At 47.6% G+C, this 18983-nt stretch carries 15 protein-coding genes; 5 read left to right on the forward strand and 10 right to left on the reverse strand.

From position 1 onward, the window contains the following. Positions 1 to 124: 124 nt before the first annotated feature. The 3 genes from AC5JR3_RS18305 to AC5JR3_RS18315 all read right to left on the reverse strand — a co-directional run bounded on the left by AC5JR3_RS18305 (position 125) and on the right by AC5JR3_RS18315 (position 4239). A complete protein-coding gene (locus tag AC5JR3_RS18305) occupies positions 125 to 2800 on the reverse strand; it encodes a M16 family metallopeptidase (RefSeq protein WP_495847989.1) in 2676 nt (891 codons plus the stop codon). A 267-nt stretch (positions 2801 to 3067) separates the two neighbouring features. Beyond that, a complete protein-coding gene (locus AC5JR3_RS18310; RefSeq protein WP_495847990.1) occupies positions 3068 to 3523 on the reverse strand; it encodes a VOC family protein in 456 nt (151 codons plus the stop codon). A 206-nt stretch (positions 3524 to 3729) separates the two neighbouring features. Continuing rightward, positions 3730 to 4239 (reverse strand): TIGR02652 family protein, encoded by a 510-nt coding sequence (locus tag AC5JR3_RS18315; RefSeq protein ID WP_495847991.1) that lies wholly within the window; start codon positions 4237 to 4239, stop codon positions 3730 to 3732. 161 nt (positions 4240 to 4400) lie between these two features. Between AC5JR3_RS18315 and AC5JR3_RS18320 the strand changes: the two genes are divergently transcribed. Together AC5JR3_RS18320 and AC5JR3_RS18325 are read left to right on the forward strand one after the other, a co-directional pair. Then, a complete protein-coding gene (locus AC5JR3_RS18320) occupies positions 4401 to 4955 on the forward strand; it encodes a gamma carbonic anhydrase family protein (protein WP_495847992.1) in 555 nt (184 codons plus the stop codon). 109 nt (positions 4956 to 5064) lie between these two features. Continuing rightward, positions 5065 to 5184 carry a photosystem II protein Y gene (locus AC5JR3_RS18325; protein ID WP_495847993.1) on the forward strand — a complete coding sequence of 40 codons (120 nt, stop codon included), beginning with the start codon at positions 5065 to 5067 and terminating at the stop codon, positions 5182 to 5184. A 157-nt stretch (positions 5185 to 5341) separates the two neighbouring features. On the opposite strand, the gene AC5JR3_RS18330 is transcribed toward AC5JR3_RS18325, so the two are convergent. Continuing rightward, positions 5342 to 9073: a PAS domain S-box protein gene (locus AC5JR3_RS18330; RefSeq protein WP_495847994.1), complete on the reverse strand. Its 3732-nt coding sequence runs from the start codon at positions 9071 to 9073 to the stop codon at positions 5342 to 5344. A 601-nt stretch (positions 9074 to 9674) separates the two neighbouring features. Between AC5JR3_RS18330 and AC5JR3_RS18335 the strand changes: the two genes are divergently transcribed. Next, entirely contained in the window at positions 9675 to 9998 is a 324-nt protein-coding gene (locus AC5JR3_RS18335) for a hypothetical protein (protein WP_495847995.1), read from the forward strand. Between the two features lie 261 nt (positions 9999 to 10259). On the opposite strand, the gene AC5JR3_RS18340 is transcribed toward AC5JR3_RS18335, so the two are convergent. From AC5JR3_RS18340 to AC5JR3_RS18350, 3 genes are all read right to left on the reverse strand, one after another. Next, positions 10260 to 11003, reverse strand: coding sequence for a hypothetical protein (locus AC5JR3_RS18340; RefSeq protein WP_495847996.1), 744 nt, complete (start codon positions 11001 to 11003; stop codon positions 10260 to 10262). 393 nt (positions 11004 to 11396) lie between these two features. Further along, positions 11397 to 11837 carry a hypothetical protein gene (locus tag AC5JR3_RS18345; protein WP_495847997.1) on the reverse strand — a complete coding sequence of 147 codons (441 nt, stop codon included), beginning with the start codon at positions 11835 to 11837 and terminating at the stop codon, positions 11397 to 11399. A gap of 31 nt (positions 11838 to 11868) precedes the next feature. After that, positions 11869 to 12660, reverse strand: a complete 792-nt coding sequence (locus tag AC5JR3_RS18350) for an SAM hydrolase/SAM-dependent halogenase family protein (RefSeq protein WP_495847998.1) — start codon at positions 12658 to 12660, stop codon at positions 11869 to 11871. On the opposite strand from AC5JR3_RS18350, the gene AC5JR3_RS18355 reads away from it, so the two are divergent. Both AC5JR3_RS18355 and AC5JR3_RS18360 read left to right on the forward strand, forming a co-directional pair. Further along, positions 12660 to 12857, forward strand: a complete 198-nt coding sequence (locus AC5JR3_RS18355; RefSeq protein WP_495847999.1) for a hypothetical protein — start codon at positions 12660 to 12662, stop codon at positions 12855 to 12857. The genes AC5JR3_RS18350 and AC5JR3_RS18355 overlap by 1 nt on opposite strands. Before the next feature lie 228 nt (positions 12858 to 13085). Continuing rightward, positions 13086 to 15572, forward strand: coding sequence for an ATP-dependent Clp protease ATP-binding subunit (locus tag AC5JR3_RS18360; protein WP_495848000.1), 2487 nt, complete (start codon positions 13086 to 13088; stop codon positions 15570 to 15572). Between the two features lie 89 nt (positions 15573 to 15661). On the opposite strand, the gene AC5JR3_RS18365 is transcribed toward AC5JR3_RS18360, so the two are convergent. The 3 genes from AC5JR3_RS18365 to AC5JR3_RS18375 form a co-directional block, all read right to left on the reverse strand. Next, on the reverse strand, positions 15662 to 16891 hold the full coding sequence (locus AC5JR3_RS18365; RefSeq protein ID WP_495848001.1) for a DUF445 domain-containing protein: 1230 nt from the start codon (positions 16889 to 16891) through the stop codon (positions 15662 to 15664). A gap of 114 nt (positions 16892 to 17005) precedes the next feature. Next, the gene (ubiE, locus tag AC5JR3_RS18370; RefSeq protein WP_495848002.1) at positions 17006 to 17710 is read right to left on the reverse strand and encodes a bifunctional demethylmenaquinone methyltransferase/2-methoxy-6-polyprenyl-1,4-benzoquinol methylase UbiE; all 705 of its coding nucleotides are present in this window, start codon (positions 17708 to 17710) and stop codon (positions 17006 to 17008) included. Positions 17711 to 17925: 215 nt separating this feature from the next. Then, positions 17926 to 18882 carry a response regulator gene (locus AC5JR3_RS18375; protein WP_495848074.1) on the reverse strand — a complete coding sequence of 319 codons (957 nt, stop codon included), beginning with the start codon at positions 18880 to 18882 and terminating at the stop codon, positions 17926 to 17928. Positions 18883 to 18983: the final 101 nt, after the last annotated feature.

Consider the following 18983-nt stretch of genomic DNA (forward strand, 5'->3'; position numbering starts at 1 on the left):
GAAATCCGCCTATCCCAGTTAATTTTGCTCACAAAGTCGGTGAGTTTAAGATTTAACCAGCAAGCTTGCTTTGGGAAATCAAGGGTGTCCTCACCTATGGGTTGACTGCGCTTAAGGGTCTGATTTAAGGGGTAGCGGGTACAGCCGAACCAGCGGTGACGATGACTAGATGATCGGGATGAAGTAATTCCTTCGCTGCCTGATTTACCTGTTCTAAGGTGACTGTATTGACTTTGCTGATGTACTCTCGCAGTTCGCTGCGGTCTAACTTATACACGGCATTTTCCAGAATTGTCCCCGCTAAATTATCGGGATTGGCGAGAGAGACAGGGTATTGGTTAGTCAGAAACTGCTTGGCAGCATTCACTTCACTGCGGGTGACTCCCTCTTGTTGAATTTGTTTGAGTAGAGCAAGGGTGGCAGCGATCGCGTTTTGCGTATCTTCAGGGGATGTCTGCATCCCAATCGCAAAGGAACCCCCATTAATCCCGGCTTGAAAATCGCTGGTAATGCCGTAGGTTAACCCTTGGCGATCGCGAATTTCAGTTCCTAAGCGGCTGGATAAGGTGTCTCCGCCTAGAATCTGATTCAGAACAATAGCAGGGTAGTAACGGGGGTCTTGACGAGCGATCGCGGTTGAACCCATATAAGTTACAGATTGCGATTTGTTCGGTAAGACGGGATTGAGCCGGACGATTTTTTCCGGTAACGCTACGGGGGGAAAGTTCAGCGTTGGCGGCTTACCCTTTACCTGCCAGTTTTCAAACTCACCTTCTAGAAGCGATCGCACTTGTTGGGCATCAAAATCACCCATCAGAGTCAAAATCATCGTGTCAGGACGGTACTGTTCCTGGTAAAAGCGCAGGATATCGTTACGGGTGATGCGTTTGAGGCTTTCTAGGGTAGGGAAAGAGGAAAAAGGATGATTTTTCAGGTAAATGCTCTGCCTAAAGGTGGTTTGCGCCAAGTAATCCGGGTCATCCAGTGCCACTTGCAAATCGCTTAACACCCGCTGACGGCTCAGTTCTAACTGATCGGGGGGGAAGATAGCCTGTTGCAGGACATCGCTCACCGTCTGCACCAGGATTGGTAGATCCCCAGACAAACTACTCCCCCCAAAGTAAGTCCCTTCACGAACGGGATAGAAACCCAAACTAGCGCCCCGATCCTCTAATATTTTCGCCAGAGTTAAGGCATCTTTGGTTTGGGTGCCGTTCATCAGGTTTTCTGCCGTGAGATGGGCTAAACCCGCTTGCTGTATTGGGTCAAAGGCGGAACCTGCTTGCAGGTAACCACTGAGGGAGACAGTCGGAGTACTGCGATCGATCAAAAGCAACACGCGCAGACCGTTTTTCAGTGTAAATTCTTCCGGTAACGGTTGCGTACTGGGGGCAGCTCCTTGGGCGACAGCAGGTAAATATTGAGCAACTTCCGCTGGATCTACAGGTTCGTCAGGGCTAAAGTCTTCTATTGTTTGGCGAAAATTGCTATCAGCACTACTTTCTTCCTCTGTAATCGTTGTCGGCTCAAAGAAGCCAACCGTACGATATTCTGGCTTCAGGTATTCCTTCGCTACACGCTGCACATCCTGGGCACTAACTTGAGCGATCGCCGCTAAATAGCGGTCAGTGAAGCGATAGTCACCCGAAATAGTCTGGTTATCACCTAGCTGGTAAGCCTGACTGGTGACATCCCGACTCTCTAAAATCGCATCAGCTTGTAACTGGGTTTTCGCCCGTTTGAGTTCTTCAGGGGTCACGCCTTGGTTTTGTAATTGTGCGATCGCTTGTTGTAGTATCCGTTCAATCTTCTTCAAGTCTTGACCGGGAGATGCCGTGACATCAAAGCCATACCATCCGGCTGCAACTAAGTTGAGAGCATACCCACTGGCATTACTCGCCAGTCCCGACTCCACCAACGTTTGATAAATTCTACAACTGCGCCCTGAGGTCAAGATGTAATCCATCACATCCAGCGCCGCCACATCAGGATGGTTGATATCCGGCAGAGGATACACCACCTCCAATAGAGACGCACTCCCGGTCTCTCGCAAAACTACAGATTCTTTGTTGAGAATAGGCTGGCTAGTGACGGGTTGGCGATCCTCTGTGGATGCCTGAGTTTTAGGAATGTTACCAAAACGATCTTTAACCGCTGCGAGTACTGCGTCCGTTTGGAAGTCGCCCACAATCACCAGCGTGGCATTATCTGGGCTGTAGTAGGTGTGGTAGTAATTTTTAAGTTGTTCAACGGTAAAGCGCTCCACCTCTGCCTTAGTCCCGCCAATAGGTAAACCATAGGCACTATTGGGAAAGGTCGCCCGCATCACTAGACGATCCAAGCGGTATTCCGGATAATTTTCATCGCCCTGCAACTCCGAGATTACAACTCGTTTCTCACTGGCTAACGCCGCCGCGTTAATCAGGGCATTTTGCATCCGGTCGGCTTCTAAAGTCAGCAGTGCCTCTAATTTGCTTCGCTCTGCTGTTGCAAAATAGGTGGTTTTGTCATAGCTGGTAAAAGCATTAAAGTCACTACCTAAGGCACTCAGTAGGCGACCAAACTGAATGGGGCGAGTTTTAGTGCCTTTGAACATCAAGTGTTCAAGCTGGTGCGAGATGCCGTTTAAGCCAGGAGGTTCGTCACGGGAGCCGACCTTGTACCAAACTTGTACGCTCACCACAGGGGCGGTATGTACTTCTTTAGTGAGGACAGTCAGCCCGTTTTCTAGGACAGTTTTACGGACGTTTTGAGTCAAGGAGAGTTGGTTTTTTGCTGCTGGTACAGTGGCTTTAGGCACAGGGGTTTCAGTCGAGTTAACCTTAATAAAAACAGTACTGCACTAAGGCAGGGGCTGAAGAGTAAGCCGGGCAGAAGGTGGCGACGCCAGAATTTGAAAATAGACATAAATGTAGCCGCCAACTGGCTACCCATTGAGTAGAAGCCGTTCACCGTTTTGGAGACTTCCGCAAAATTCAGGATCTAGTAGGGGTGTTGGCGGAATCGGTGCGAAGTGCCTCTACATCATGTTTGTATGGAATAGGAGTGAGAACCGCTATATGGGCATTCAAGGGTGGGAATTAGGGGTTGTACCCAAAACGCGAATAAATTCTAAAGGAAGTCCATCAGCATCGGCAATAAAGGTAACTTCGTAAACGCGATCGCCAATCATTTGCTGGGTGGGTTCTAAAAGCACTTTCAGCGGTTGAACCTGTCCGGGACTTTCGATAGCTGCATTCTGGAAACTGGTTTTTAGGTTTCTCAGCCAGGTTGGAAGATCATTTGCTACCTCCGTCAAATCAAAGGACAAATGATAATAGCCAACATAATGCTCATCCCCAAATGCATCCGCTGCTGGTTTGGGTTCAGGAATCTGGATCAGTTCAATGCGCCCTCCCAATCCCTCCATCCAGCAAGCTAGAGTAATCCCGGCGGTAAATCGTTCCGAGATAGTAAATCCGAGCTGTTCGTAAAACGCGATCGCGCGATGAATATCTGCCGTGCGAATCGAAGTGTGGTGCATAAGGGATGAGAGAGTCCTGAGTCGGTGAGTCCTGAGTTCTGAGTCGGTGAGTTTTGAGTCGGTAGGGAGTGGGGGAGCAGAGAGAATGAGGGAATGGAGAGAAGTGATATCCCCAACCTCTTACCTCCTACCTTTCATACTTCATACTTCACCCTTCACCCTTCATACTTCACCCTTCATACTTCACCCTTTCCTACCTGCTTTTGCTACTCAAACATCCGGAAGTAGGGATAGCGGACAGGTACGCCCAGTTCTTTTTCTAAATCAAAATTAATCACTTCCCAACAAGGCTCTTCCGTGGGTTCAGGACTAAACTCTACTGGTAAGCCATAAAGTCGCGGTCGTGAAGGTTCGGACGCTGCTCGCCAAGGGGTACTGCGTTCTAGGTAAGCGCTAACGAGTTCTTTATAACGACTAGCAATAATGACTCGCGTTGCTCGATAGCCCTGAGTATACAGGCGGTCTAGCGCTTCATGAATCTCAAAGCGAATGCCATCAGGGTGGGTATGCTGGCGGTACCATTCATCGCTCCATCGACGCCAGTGACGCCCAGATTGTAAGTGAACCAGTTCCTCCGTTTTGGGGTCTGCCTCAAAAGCACCATGACGCGGACATAAGTACGTGTCCGTTAGTGTCAATGCCGCAATGGTCTGACGGCAGTGAGGGCACTGAATGTCTGGGCCAAATATGGGGTACTGCAAGCCTGGATTGATCATCAATTGCGTGGGGGAATTTTTAACGTATATACCAGTACCAGTGGCTTTATTATATCTGGGTACATGCTTAACCTGCGGTTTAAGTGATGCTTATCTAGCGTGCAAGAATTTAAGTTAGTTTGCAGGCTAATTGACATAATGGCTGACGTACCTCTTAAAAAGTGAACGATTTCAATCCCCTCCTATCTTCTCCAGGTGCTTACTGGTCACCGCCTGACCTTTCTCAGGCATCGTTTGTTGCTCCCAATGCTGTGGTTATCGGTCAGGTGTCGCTGGCGGCGGGTACTAGCGTCTGGTACGGTGCGGTTTTGCGAGGCGATATAGAGCGCATTGAGATTGGCAACTCTACAAATATTCAAGATGGGGCAATTCTCCACGGCGACCCTGGGAAACCAACAATCTTAGAAGACTATGTGACTGTCGGGCATCGTGCTGTGGTGCATTCAGCTTATGTGGAACGGGGCTGCTTGATTGGTATTGGGGCGATTATCTTAGATGGTGTCCGTATCGGGCAGGGAAGTATTATTGGTGCTGGGGCGGTGGTTAACAAAGACGTTCCGGCGCGATCGCTTGTTGTCGGGGTTCCTGGCAAACGACTGCGCGATATCCCCGATCATGAAGCCGCAGAACTGATCGAACACGCGCGGCGCTACGAACAACTGGCGTTAGTACATGCTGGAAAGGGAACAAATTTAGGATTCTCTGCTCTGCACTAACTACCATGAAGTTCTTGAAAAGTGGTGTCAAAAAATGACAAAATTAAGTTAAGACTATAAAAATGAGAACGGTTCAAAAATCTTCAAGCATTAAGCGAGGGAACTGAAAATGGATATCGATTGGCGTATTGTAGTGGTTGCATCTCCCCTTCTCCTAGCGGCTGGCTGGGCAGTTTTCAATATTGGTGCAGCGGCGCTCAAGCAAGCCCAAGGCTTCCTCAATCGGTAAAATACAGCATCAAATTCTGCATTTAGACCCAATAAGCCAGATGTTTTTCAAGTCGTGAAGGCATCTGGCTTTCACTATTTTTAACTAACTGGGTTAATCTTAATTCCGCTTGTATAGCAGTTGTTTGTCGTTCTCCCCATCACCCCATCACCATCGCTCATGTTAATGGTATTTCAACAGTAAAGCAGGTAATCTTAGCTGCACTCTCGGCTTTGATTGAGCCACCTAAATGCTCTACAAGCTTCTTGACAAGTGCCAACCCTAAACCTGTGCCGCCCTGCTTCCAAGGATCAGCATTGGGAATGCGGTAAAACTTCTCGAAAATGTAGGGAAACTGATTAGCCGGAATCTCAACGCCAGAATTGCTGACACTAAGCTGAAGTAGTCCTGAGTTAGCCTCGGCTGTAATGGTAATCTGTTCTCCCGGTGGCGTGTACTTACAAGCATTGTTGAGTAGCTCTGCCACGAGGCGTTCCAAGCTAGATGAATCGGAGACTAATTGAGGTAGGTGAGAGGAGATGTCAAGTTGCAAGATTTGTTGGCGGTTTTGAGCACGCTCCTCAAACGGTTTTAAAACTTGGGGGAACCAGACTGGAAGGTCGATTACCTCTAAGGTCAACGGTTGAGTCCCTGCCTCTAAACGTTGTAGATCAAGCAGATCATTGATTAAGTTGGTTTCCCGTTTGCACTCACTGTGCAATATCTGCAAGTAGCGGCTGGCTTTGCTACCCTCTGCCAGTGGTTTTGCTCCGGTGGCATCAACTATACCGTCTCGATTTAGAGTGATTTCCAACATCTGAATTGCCATTTTCATGTTGGATACAGGCGATCGCAATTCGTGGGAAACGGTGCTGAGGAATTCATCTTTGAGGCAGTGGAGTTTTTCTAGTTCCTCAACTTGTGCTTGTGCTGCTTGGTAAAGCCGCGCTTGCCGAATCGCGATCGCGCATTGATTTGCCACCTGCTGCACAAATCGAATCTCTAATTCACTAAAGACATGAGCCTTCTGCTTAAATAACCACAGGTCACCCAACACTCCTTGGTTATCAAAAATAGGACAGGCTAGTGCAGTAACCCAATCCCGAACAGGATAAAATTTGCAAAATTGAAAATGCTGACCTTGCAGCAACTGACCGTAGAATTCAGGAAAGTCCGCTAGTTGACAGACTCGCTCCTGAGATGTAGCTCTTGAACCTGTATATTCGTAGCGGGTAGTGGAAATACCTTGCTCAATATCATATAAAGCCGTATCGCAGCAGCATACCTTCAGCCCCAAAGCTAACTCTTGCACGGCAGTTTGCAAAATCAGATTTTCATCTAGGCTATCGCGGACTTTGTCGGTGACGCATTTTAGCCTGGCTTCAAACTCAAGTGCTTGCTGCAACTGAGCGGTGCGTTCTTGGACTTGACGCTCTAAATCAGCATTGAGCAACTGCACCTGTTGATAGAGTTCTGATTGCTGAATGGCGATGCCGACTTGCGTTGCCAATGAAGCAAGCAAATCAATTTCTAACTGCTGCCACTGTCGGGGTGCTGTACAGTGATGGACAATCAAGAGTCCCCACAACTTTTCCCCTTGCCGAATCGGGACGATTAAGTTAGCTCTGACTTGAAGCTGAACGAGTAACTCAATATGACAGGGGTCTAGACCTGCTGTGTAGATATCCTCTGTGGCTTTGGTGCGACCCTCTTTATACCGTTGAACATACTTTTCCTCAAAGCAGGGGTCGTGTATTTTCGTTTTTAATATAGAAGTCCAACCGTTAGCAACGGACTCCACGGCTACAACTCCACTCCAGTCAGGCTGGAAGCGGAAAATGACGGCTCTGTCAGTTTGGAGAAACTGCCGTACTTCTGCCACCGTAGTGTTCAGAATCTCCTCCAGATTTAAAGACTGGCGGATGCGCTCTTGCATTGCCGATACCAATCGCTCCCGCTCGTTTTGCTGCCTCAGTGCCTCTTCAGCCGCTTTGCGCTCAACAATTTCGCTCTGCAACTGCTGGTTGGTATGTCTCAACTCTGCGGTACGCTCCTCAACTCGGATTTCCAGTTCTGCCTTCGCTGCTTGCAGCGCGGCTTCGGCTTGCTTGCGTTGGGTGATATCGCTAAAGGTGCAGATGACTTGTTTAACGCTGCCATCGGTGGCTAACTGCGGCTCGGCATTGACTAATAACCACACCCAATTGCCAATGGTGGGACAATAGACTCCCATGACGACATTCCGGACGGGTTGGCGGTTGGCGATCGCCTGCGGTACAGGATGGGTTTCCCCAGGAAAGGGCGATCCATCTTCATGAATCACGCTCCAATCGGGGTCAAAGGATGTTTTGCCCAGCAGTTGGCTTTCAGTCAGACCAAGCAGAGCGTTCGCAGCTTGATTGCACAGCAGAATTTCAGAATTCGCTCCATTGAGTATCACCCCCACTTGCAAGTCTTGAACCAGTCTCCGAAAGCGCTCTTCGCTCTCCTGGAGCGCCTCCAGCGCTGCCTGCTTGGCTTCAAACTCTGAGGCGTGGCTCATGGCAGCCCCCAGCAATCTCGCCATTAGCTGCAACGTGTAGATGTCCTGACGGTCAAAAGCACTAGCCTTTGGTGAAAGAACTTTCAGTACCCCGACAGTCTTGCGGTTGTAATCAAGGGGGACGAGAATCATCGAGCGGACTCCCACCCGCCTACAGGCAGCCAGATCAACCCGTGGGTCTGTTTCTGCATCCTCGCAGGATAAAATTTCACCCGTCTGCACGCATTGCCCTGATAGGCTGGAGGTAATCGCCAGCCTCAACCCAACGTGCTCGCAGGCGGTGCCGCTGGCAGCACGATAGACCATTTCATCCCCTTCGACCAATTCAAGAACGGCTCCATTGGCTTTGGTGAGGTTCTGCGTCCGCTCGACAATCAGATTCATCAGCGCGTTTAGATCGAGATCTAGTATGGCGATGTCGTGCAGAGCTGTATTGATGGCATAAAGACGCTCCGCATCATCGCGCAGGGCATCAAAAGCCCGCTTGCGGTCGGTAATGTCACGCAAGATGCTGAGATTGAGATTGGGGGCAAATCGACAAGCGGCATACTCAACAATGCGTGGCTCTCCATCTGGGCGAATAAAGGAAAATTCCCCAAAATCACGACCTGCCCGAACGTAAGCTCTGTAACGTTCCTCCACACTGGGATACTCTGTTGTCACTAGGTCGGATACAGCCATCTGCAACAACTGTTCTTCTGAGTAACCTAGCAATTCGCAGGTGGAGTGATTGACGCGGATGTAGTTGCCGTTGTCGTCGGCGATCGCGATCGCATCCATACTGTTCTCAAACAAAAGCCGAAACTGTGCTTCGCTTTCGCTCAGTACCTGATTCACCTGTTGGCGATGATCGGTCATGTCTTCACAAACCACAAAAGCAACTGAATTCGAGCCAGTGCGTACAGCAGGAGGAGTCATTTTTGCCCAGAAAAAGCTGCCATCCTTGCAACAAATGCGAAACTCCCAATTTCCAACACTAGTTTCTGATTGTGTTGCTACAGAATCCCAGTTTTTTTGAATTGAGCGCGGCACAAAGGCAATGAATTTTGCTTGCAGACCTTCTCGATCTTCAGGATGAACAAGACTAAAAATTGACTTTTCAGTTAACTCTTCAACGCTGTAACCCAGACGGCTCACTCCAAACGGATTTGTAGAAAGAATTACCCCCAAGGCATCGAGAGTCAAATAGATAATTGGCATCTCCTCATACAGAGTGCGATATTTTTCTAGTTGTTCTTGGATTTCTTGCAGTGCTTCTTTTAACTGATAAAGGGGTATTTCTGCATCAGTATCGCTCCGATGCGGTTGGTTAAAAGCAGCTTTATCTTGTAAACAGTTATGCCAATTTGACTGGTGATTGGAGTTCATTTTATAAATTTATATTTTTCCTTTTTAAGAGATAACTACATGTTGTATTAACCCTTGCCAGTTCAAAATAATCAGGTAATTGAGTTACGACTTTCCTGTGGCAAATTTAACTACCTTAAAAGCGGTTGCTCTCTAATTTAAAAATTCCACAGCCAATTGAAGGAATACATTGTTACAAGAAATGTCACTAAATGAAGAAAAGCAAACTTAGATAAATATTGAGTATGGCTCTTACCCATTACTATAAATGAAATACCTTGGCTGTTGTCAATTAACAGGGTTTTACTCCCCCAGAGACGGCTCCTACAACTTGAACAGCCACCCATACCTATAGAGAGAATACTTAAATTAGCCTTAGCAAGCAAAAAACACAAACAGGATTAGCGCCAAATCGAAGAGCAACAAAAAAGCCCCTATGAAAACTAGGAGCTTGCTGTCTCAATCAAGATGCCCCTATTTCTGAGGGCAATCCACTTTGTTCACAGATTATTGCCTTGGTAGTAGAGAAGCTTCTACCTAGAATCCTCCTTTAGGAGTAGAAAGCCCAGAAAGTAAGGTCAGAAAGCTTTTTAGGAACATCCTTCTGACTACATTGTGCCTATTGTCACTAAAAAGTAGTGATAACGATCGCATCAAAACCGCCTGCGTTATCACCTGTCCCCTGAGGTCTTTTAGCAATACTAGTGATATCGAGTTCCGTTGTGTAGCGATGCAGGCTCCTATCCTTCTTCCTGGCGCTCTATCTGAATTATTTGTTCACGCCACCAACACGGGTCGCATCACTCTGGCTGACCGCTATGGACTGATGGCAGCTTTGTTGCAAGAAGAACTCGACTCAGAAGAGAGGCGGGCAATTGACAGACTACTAAGAGCTGTACGCAAGGGCAGTTTAGTTGTAGTAAATGATCTAAGTGCGATCGCTTAACCATACCGCGAAGAAACTTAAAAAAATGTGCTTTGCTACACCTTTGCAAATATTTGAAGAATCCCCATCCTCAAAACCTACGTAAATCTCTTTGAGGGGAATTTAAGGGATTTTCACCACGCTAGAATACCTGTTTTTCTGTCAGGAGTGCGTCAACTACCCTGCTTATTTGCAGCTTTTCCGGCTTCTAGCTAGGAATGAGCGCCCGATCGCTTTTCTATAACCCAATTCCTAATCCGCATCTTTTGAAATCCCTGAATGTCAAAGGCGAACCGCAATTGTATAAGATGGTCGCTGTTTAGCTTCTCGTCGCGTCTTCACCAAACGAAAGTCACCATCGATATACAAATGTTCTAGCTGAGGAATTGCCTCAAAGGTTTTTTGAAATCTTTTCGCCGTACTCACCTGATCCAAGTTGGCTAGTGATGGTGATTTAAATGAATCTTTTGTTTGGGAAGGCTCCTGAAGACGAGAGTCCATGAATTTTGCAAACCACTTCTCGGCTTTATCCCTACTTAGAGGAACGGCTCTAGAGCGCAAGGCTTGCTTGATGCCAATATTTTGGATATACCACTGACCCTCTACAATTTTGAACTGTTGCACGATCATCAGGTCGTAGGCGAACAAAATTGAGGATAATTTCCGCAAGAAAGGAATTTTCAACCCTGGCGCATAGCGGGCAATGTTGGCATAGTAACCGTCGTTGTGAAAGATTTGGTAAGATTCTTGGCGTATACGCCCTGGTATAGTGTCTTGGAAAGGGATAGTAGACCAAATCGGTGTCCAATCGCCAAGCACTAGCGAGACTTGATCTTCTGCATTAGGAAATGGATTGCGCTTGCTCAACTCATCAAAAAGTGGTGCTAGTTCGTTCTTAGCAAAGCGCACTTTTTGGTTGAGAGAATCTGTGTCTCGTGTGGAAGTCAGTCGCAAAAGTTCCTGTTTCAGTTCTTCTGTACTGCGATGGGAGAGATCATCCAGGTTTATTACTTGATTGGAACTCACGGTTAATATTTGAGATTTTTTAAGCACCAGAGGGCTGCACTACTACGCCACCCTTAATAAATAATATACTTATAAAATTCTTGTCCTATCCCTATCTAGGGAAATAATAAAGGCTAAAAGCTATCAGTTTTTGGTAAACAGTATTTCCTCAAATGTGGATCTGTTGCCTCTATTTTTAGAGGCTGTCTTTAAAGAACTGTAAATTCTTGGAGATCCCCCTCTCGTCCCCCTTAAAAAGGGGGAAGCTAGATGTTGCTTCGCCTTTGATATCACAGGGAACTTTCAAGAGATTTTGTTCCCCCCTTTTTAAGGGGGGCTAGGGGGGATCTATCCAATCGTTGGGCAACCTAGCCAGTTAACATTACTTTAGAGACAGTCTCTTAGATTAAGTAACTATAAATTGACAGGTTTTACATAATTTCTATCTAGTCCCCGTTTAACCCAAAGTATGCATTCTTGTTCAGTTTTGAATAATCTGGGAGCCGCAATATTATCTAACCTTGTGGGGGGATAGTGGTCGTAAAAATACTTATCGGCGGCTTGGTAAATAATAATTAGATTATGGCGATAGGTATAGCGAGATTTAAAATGATCGCTGTTACTTTTTATATCTGAATGTTCAGCTAAATGCTGTTTTGCTGCGTCAATAAGCTTGAGCAGGTTTCCTGAATAGATATCCGCTGGATTAGTTGACTGATGAAACTTTCCTTTATGCCCTAACTCGGAAAGTAAGCGATAAGAGTAAATCGGTTGACCCACAACTGTTTCTTGAACAAAGGGGACGATCAGATGCCCCCGATCGGAAACTGATTTTTCGTAGAGAAATTGAGTCATATTTATCGAGTCAAATTTTCTCCTCTCTAGTTTAGCGAATGATCGCGATCGCCTGATTTACTTGTGGTTTACCAAAGCGTTTCCAGGCATTCCCGCCGCGTAGAAATAACTCCATCCAACGCACAGGTGCTTCCCCCGATGGCGTTGACCATCCCGAACTTCCTGGTGAAAATGCTAGTGTCCCTTCTGGTACAAGGAAACTCCCGTCTGAGTACACGGCATCACTAACCACATCCCCAATCCGAATCACCACTTTTGTCTGAGGTTCTAGATTGACCGTTAATGCCGGGATAGTCGTTTTGATGTTGCCGTAACCATCATTCCACGCAACGCGGTCTAGCGGTGGATCGGGGATTTGATCGGGATTTAATGCTGCACCTAAGAGGCTAAAATCGTTTTGAGCGATCGCTGTTGCTGCTTCTGGAAAGACATCCCGCGAACGAAATTGCGAGCCTCCACGGGATACATTGACCACATGTAGCTCTTGCGCCTGATTTTTGATAAAAGAAAGACTGTAACCCGCATTGACGCCAACTACTTTCACTCCATTAGGAAGCCTCGCATAGGTGAGTCCTTCCCCTTCATTGTCCTGCCGGGGCTTAGCATCATCCTTACGGGGAGCGCAGTTGTGATAGATTAGCCGCTCTTGGGGGCCGGGGTTAAGACCAAGCTGGGCAATCCAGAACCCTGTAGCGAGGGTACTAAAAGGCGGTACGGAGAGTAACTGAATTTGGGCATCAGGCAGTGCCATCAACAGACGTTGTGAAACCTCAGCAAAGGCTGGGTCGCCTGTTCCGTAGTCGGCAATAACGCAGATGAACATTGCTGTTTGCTGGGGATAACGGGTTGGTCAGTCTGAATTATGAGAGCAGCACCAGTAGTCGCGATCGCTTGCAACCACCTACTACTGTACCTACCTTTATTGTTCCATCAGTCGCGACTGAATGCGTCTTTTTAGGAAGGGGATTGCTAGGGTTTAGCCAGAATCCTCGCGATCGCGTCAAGTTAGAGCTTTACTAGTCGGCAAATACCCCCCAGCTCTACGGTTCTCCTCACGGCTTACTTAGTTCTATCGCGTTACCTTAGATAAGTAATGTAAACAAAAGTTTACATCCTGAGAGTGAGGGATCAAAAGCAACGGAGTGGTTTATTGAGAGGTAAGTGAGATAGCACCACAGAGATTCTTGAACACCCACCCAGACCAGTATTCAGCCACCACCTAAGCAAAAAGGATTTAGGTAAATTACCATGTTTGAACAATTTACAGAAAAAGCTATTAAGGCAATCATGCTTGCCCAAGAAGAAGCACGTCGCCTAGGTCATAACCTGGTTGGGACAGAACAAATCTTGTTGGGATTAATTGGAGAAGGAACTAGCCTCGCTGCAACTGTGCTGGCTGAGTTGGGTGTCACTCTAAAACAAGCTCAAGTAGAAGTTGAAAAAATTATTGGTCGGGGTTCCGGCTATGCTCCGGTCAACATTCCCTTCACACCAAAAGCAAAGCGCGTTTTTGAGCGTTCTTTTGAAGAAGCCGGTAAGTTGGGACATGATTACATTGCTCCCGAACATCTACTGTTAGGACTCCTGAGAGATGGAGAGGGTGTTGCCGCCAGAGTCTTGCAGAACTTAGAAATTGACGGAGCGCAAGTCCGCTCATTGATTATCCGCAAAATGGGTGAGGTGGCGGCGGCGGCTCCCATGGGAAAAAGACGTGAAACCGACTTCATGGGTCGCCCTACTGCTCAAAAGACAACTCTTGATGACTTTAGCCGGAACCTGACGAAACTTGCCATAGAAGGCAAACTTGACCCGGTTGTTGGTCGCGCCAAAGAAATTGAACGGGCGGTTCAGATTCTCGGTCGTCGCACCAAAAATAACCCCGTTCTGATTGGAGAACCGGGAGTTGGTAAAACAGCGATCGCGGAAGGACTAGCGCAACGCATTGCCGACAAGACCATCCCTGACTTCTTAGCCGATAAGCAAGTGATCAGCTTAGATATGGGTTTGCTGATCGCGGGGACTCGCTACCGGGGTGAGTTTGAAGAACGGCTTAAGCAAATCATGACGGAGGTAAGCACTAAGGGCAACATCATTCTCGCGATTGACGAAATCCATACCTTAATTGGTACTGGTGGCGTCGAAGGCGGTATGGATGCTGCCAACTTAATGAAGCCTGCTTTAGCGCGGGGAGACTTGCAGTGCTTGGGTGCTACTACCCTCGATGAGTACCGCCAGCATATCGAGCGCGATGCCGCACTAGAGCGTCGTTTCCAACCCGTGATGGTGGGTGAACCTTCCGTTGAAGAAACCGTTGAGATTTTGCAGGGTCTGCGGGAAACCTACGAGCAGTTCCACAAAGTCAAAATCACAGACGTGGCGCTAGAAGCAGCGGCGGAACTTTCAGACCGTTACATTAGCGATCGCTTCTTACCCGACAAAGCAATTGACTTAATCGACGAAGCCGGAAGCCGCATCCACTTGAGAGACTCGCAGTTATCTCCTGCTGCTAAAAAGGTGAAGCAGGAACTGCGACAAGTCACCCAAGAGAAAGATACAGCCGCTAGAGATCAAGACTTTGTCAAAGCAGGTGAACTGCGCGATCGCGAATTGGAACTGGAAAAACAACTCTCACAGATTCGTGAAAACAAAAACACTGTTGCTCAAGACGAGGCAGATATCTCCGTTGTTGACGAAGAAGACATCGCGGAAATTGTTGCCGCTTGGACAGGAGTTCCCGTTAACAAGCTGACTGAGACAGAATCAGAATTGCTGTTGCACCTAGAAGATACCTTGCACCAACGCCTCATTGGTCAAGAAGAAGCCGTTACCGCTGTCTCTAAGGCAGTTAGACGCGCCAGAGTGGGCTTAAAAGACCCCAACCGACCGATTGCCAGCTTCATCTTCTCTGGCCCCACTGGTGTTGGTAAAACGGAACTAGCGAAGGCATTGGCATCCTACTTCTTCGGTTCTGAAGAAGCGATGATTCGTCTCGATATGTCCGAATTTATGGAACGCCACACTGTTTCCAAGTTGATCGGTTCGCCTCCGGGATTCGTCGGTTATGACGAAGGCGGTCAACTCACCGAAGCTGTGCGTCGTCGTCCTTACACAGTGTTGCTATTTGACGAGATCGAAAAAGCGCACCCTGATGTCTTCAACACGTTGCTACAACTGCTGGATGACGGTCGCTTGACCGATTCCAAAGGTCGCACGGTGGACTTCAAGAATACCTTGATCATCATGACCTCAAACATTGGCTCTAAGGTGATTTCCAAAGGAGGCGGCGGACTAGGATTTGAGCTGTCTGATGACGCTGTAGAGTCTCAGTACAACCGCATCCGTTCCTTGGTGAACGAAGAACTCAAAGAATCCTTCCGTCCTGAGTTCCTCAACCGCCTTGATGAAATTATCGTCTTCCGTCAGTTGACGAGAAATGAAGTCAAGCAAATCGCTGACCTGATGCTGCGGGAACTTCAAGTACGCTTAGTTGAGCAGGGTATCACCCTAGAAGTCACCGACCGCTTTAAGGATCGAGTGGTGGAACAAGGCTATGACCCCAACTATGGTGCTAGACCGTTACGTCGGGCAATTATGAGCCTCCTTGAAGATTCCTTGGCGGAAGCGATGTTATCGGGTCAAGTCAAGGATGGCGATATCGCGCTCATGGATGTTGACGATGACGGTAAAGTGCAGGTCATGGCTCAACAACAGCGACAGTTGTTACCCGTTGGCTAAGAGACAATTTACCTAATTCTTTGTTATGGGGTGGGCATTTTGCCCGCCCTTTTTGGTGGGGCGATCGCTCTATTTTTTCTATATCCCAACTACCGCAACAGCAGAATCACCGTCTGAAGCAACCCAATAATTAAGCCCAAAATACCGCCTAAATTAACGATCGCCTGCAACTCGCTTTTAACAATTCCTTGAATGGTAGTTTCCAATTCCTCCGATGAGGTGGCTCTGACTCGCTCAACAATCACCTGATCGATTGACAAAATCGGAATTGCCTGCGCCACAATTTTTTCTAAATCTTTCTCGAAATAACGATCTAAAACCGACGCCAATTCCTGACTCACTAACTCCAGCGAAGAGTTAACAACCGTAGAGCTTTGGAGGCGATTGAGGACAAGGGTTGCCACATGCTCCCAATTTACGGATTGACCGAGTCCCGTTAAAACTTCTGAGCCACGCTCTTGAACATAGGCACGAACTGTGTCCCGCGTGGTTTTGCGTAGCTGTCGCACCGTTGAAACAGGCAAGTTTTGCAAAGAGAGGTTTTGTAACCAGTGTTGAATCCGTTCTCGCAGTGACAAGGAAAGAATCAACTCGGCAAGGCGCGTATTCGCCGCCTCCTTCTCATCTAAGCAAAAGGTTCGCAGGCGTGTCAGGGTGTTGCGTAAACCAAACAAGTTTGCCACTACCCAGTATGTCCCGCTGGATTTCTCCCGAAAGCCTTCATCAATAATCTGAATATTCCGGTCTGTTAGGAAGTCAATGATCGCCTGTCGCAAAACATCCGGTGGTAAAGCCACCTGCAACAACCAGTTAGACAGATTACGAGCTTGAGCGTCAGTGAGTTGGAATTCCAACAAAACCTGGTCAAAAATTTGGTTGATTTGGGCTTCTAAAAAGTCCTCCCGCCGTGCCAATACTTTCAGCAATCGGGGTAGGGACTGACCAAATAGATCATGGAGAATCCCAGAGAGAATTTTGGCAGTTTTCTGTTCTCTATCGGAACGAACTTGGTCTAATGCCAGCTTTAACAGCCAGAGAACTGCGCTTTGCACCCGTTCTGTATTCAGCAGGCGTTTGGCGACTTGTTGTAACTCTGTTGGCGTCAGCAGCGACCCCATGATGGTGTCGGCAATTCGTTTTGCCAAGCGCTCCTGGTTACGCGGAATCAATCCCGGCGTGAAGGGGAGTTGACGTTTTCCGATATAAATCGCCCGGTAAGGACGAAACAGCATTTTGATGGCTAGATCGTTGGTGAAGTAGCCAATGATTGCCCCCGCGATTGGAGGCACGAGATAAATCCAGAGATTAGCTAAATCCAAAGCGAAAATTCAGGAATGCAGCGGGTAAAAAGAGGTTTGAAGTTTGGGTTTTGAGTTTAAGACTATACAATGCTTAAACTTTTTAACCGACAACAAATCCATCTCTTTCCCATCTTAGGCTTTTGTCACCGTTAAAACTCCCATCATCCCAAAGGCAATGGGATAGTGGGTGGCGATCGCAAATCCGGCAGCTTTGGCAAGCCTCACTTGCTCTGTACCTAAAGGGAACCGATCCAAACTAGGAGCAATGTAGGCATATTCTTCCTGCAAGCTTAATTGTTTGGCGCTGGGAACAACGATTGCCTCCAGATACCACTTGAGAAAAGCGATGGATATGGGGTCAGTGGGGCGATTAAAGTCCAAAATGGCGGCTTTTGCCCCTGGCTTGAGAACGCGATGTAACTCCCTTAGACAACGGGGAATATCTGTTACATTTCGTAATCCATAGCCGATTGTGGCACAGTCAAAAAAATTGTTCTCAAAGGGTAAGTTGAGAGCGTCGGCTTCTACCCAATGAATGGAGAGAGGAGGAAATTGGCGATCGCTGCGTTGACGAGCGATCGCTAATAACTCCGGAGCAAAATCTGCCCCATACACTTGACCCGTACTTCCTACCTGACGAGCCAGCAACTGAGCCAAATCACCACTCCCGCAGCACAGATCAAAGGCAACATCCCCCGGTTTCGGTTGACTCCACTTCACCGCCATCCGCTTCCAAATCCGATGCTGACCCAAACTTAAATCATTGTTGAGTTGGTCATAAACCGGAGCAATGCGGTTAAATAAAGCGCGAATTTCTGAAGGTGGCGGTTTAGTCATTAATCGGGGGTATGAGGACGGATTTTGCCGGGGATTGAGGGTGACGAGCCACAGCTGTTTTCAACTCACCTTTTATTAGTCGTCAGTCGTGAGCATTCATTAACAACTGATACCAATTCTCTAACATGCTTGCTACAGATACTTTTCTTGCTCCCCTTTTAAGGGGGGTTGGGGGGATCTAGGTGTAGCCTCTTAAAAGGGAAAGGGTATGAGGACTAAGAACATAACTCATGGGTACGGGTACTAGTGAGGGCTAGACCGACTTGCTGCGCCGATAGGTGAATCAGCCTTACCTCATCTTCGCGGAGTTTGCACGGCTGCTTCCACTGGAGAGAGAGTACGGCTAGGACTTGGGAACGGTAGACAATCGGGACGACAAGATGCGCCTGCACTTCACTGGTTTGGTAATGATCGGTTCCGGCGGGTTGGGGTGTATTGGGTACATTCAGCCAAACTTGAACAGCCTGAGTAGCGATCGCTTCACTTACTAAGGGGTCAGCTTTCAGCCAATTCTCAAACTTGTCAGACGTGGAGTGACTGCCTTGGGCTGCTGTTAACTCGTCATTGTCCACGAGTTGCAAAATACAACCATCCGCCAAAAACTTCTCCTTGAAGGTTTTGGCAAGCGGTTGTAGGGTGGCTTCGACACTTTCTGAGTCTTGCGCCACCTGCACAATTTTTGCTAGCAGTTCTGTTTGTGCCTGTGCCCGATGTAGCTCTTCTGTCCGTTGCTTGAGCAGTTCGTAAGTTTCCGCTGCCCGTTGAACAACCGCTTTTAGCTCATTCGGGTCCCAAGGCTTAGTAATGTATTTATAAACTTGCCCAGAGTTAATTGCCTCGACCAAGTCTTCAACATCGGTAAACCCGGTCAAAATGATCCGTACTGTATCTGGGAATTGAGGAACCGTTTTGCTCAAGAACTCTGTTCCCTTCATCTCTGGCATCCGTTGGTCAGAGATGATAACGGCAACTTCTCCCTCACTAGATAATACAGAGAGGGCATTGACACCACTTTCAGCTCTGAGAACTTGAAAATCACGTCGGAACGTGCGGTAGAGCAAGTCCAGATTATCTGGCTCATCATCCACCACTAGCATTTTTGGTTTTTTGGGGCGTTCTACACTCATTAATTGGCGGCTGATACTATCAAGCTCGGCGATCGCTTTGTCCATAACGATACAACAAACTCCTTGAGGCAAATCCGGACTGTCAAACAACCGGCTGCAAGGGCTAAGTAATCCTTACAGATTTTTCCACAACAAGCCAATCATAA

It is taken from the genome of Kastovskya adunca (assembly GCF_059505785.1).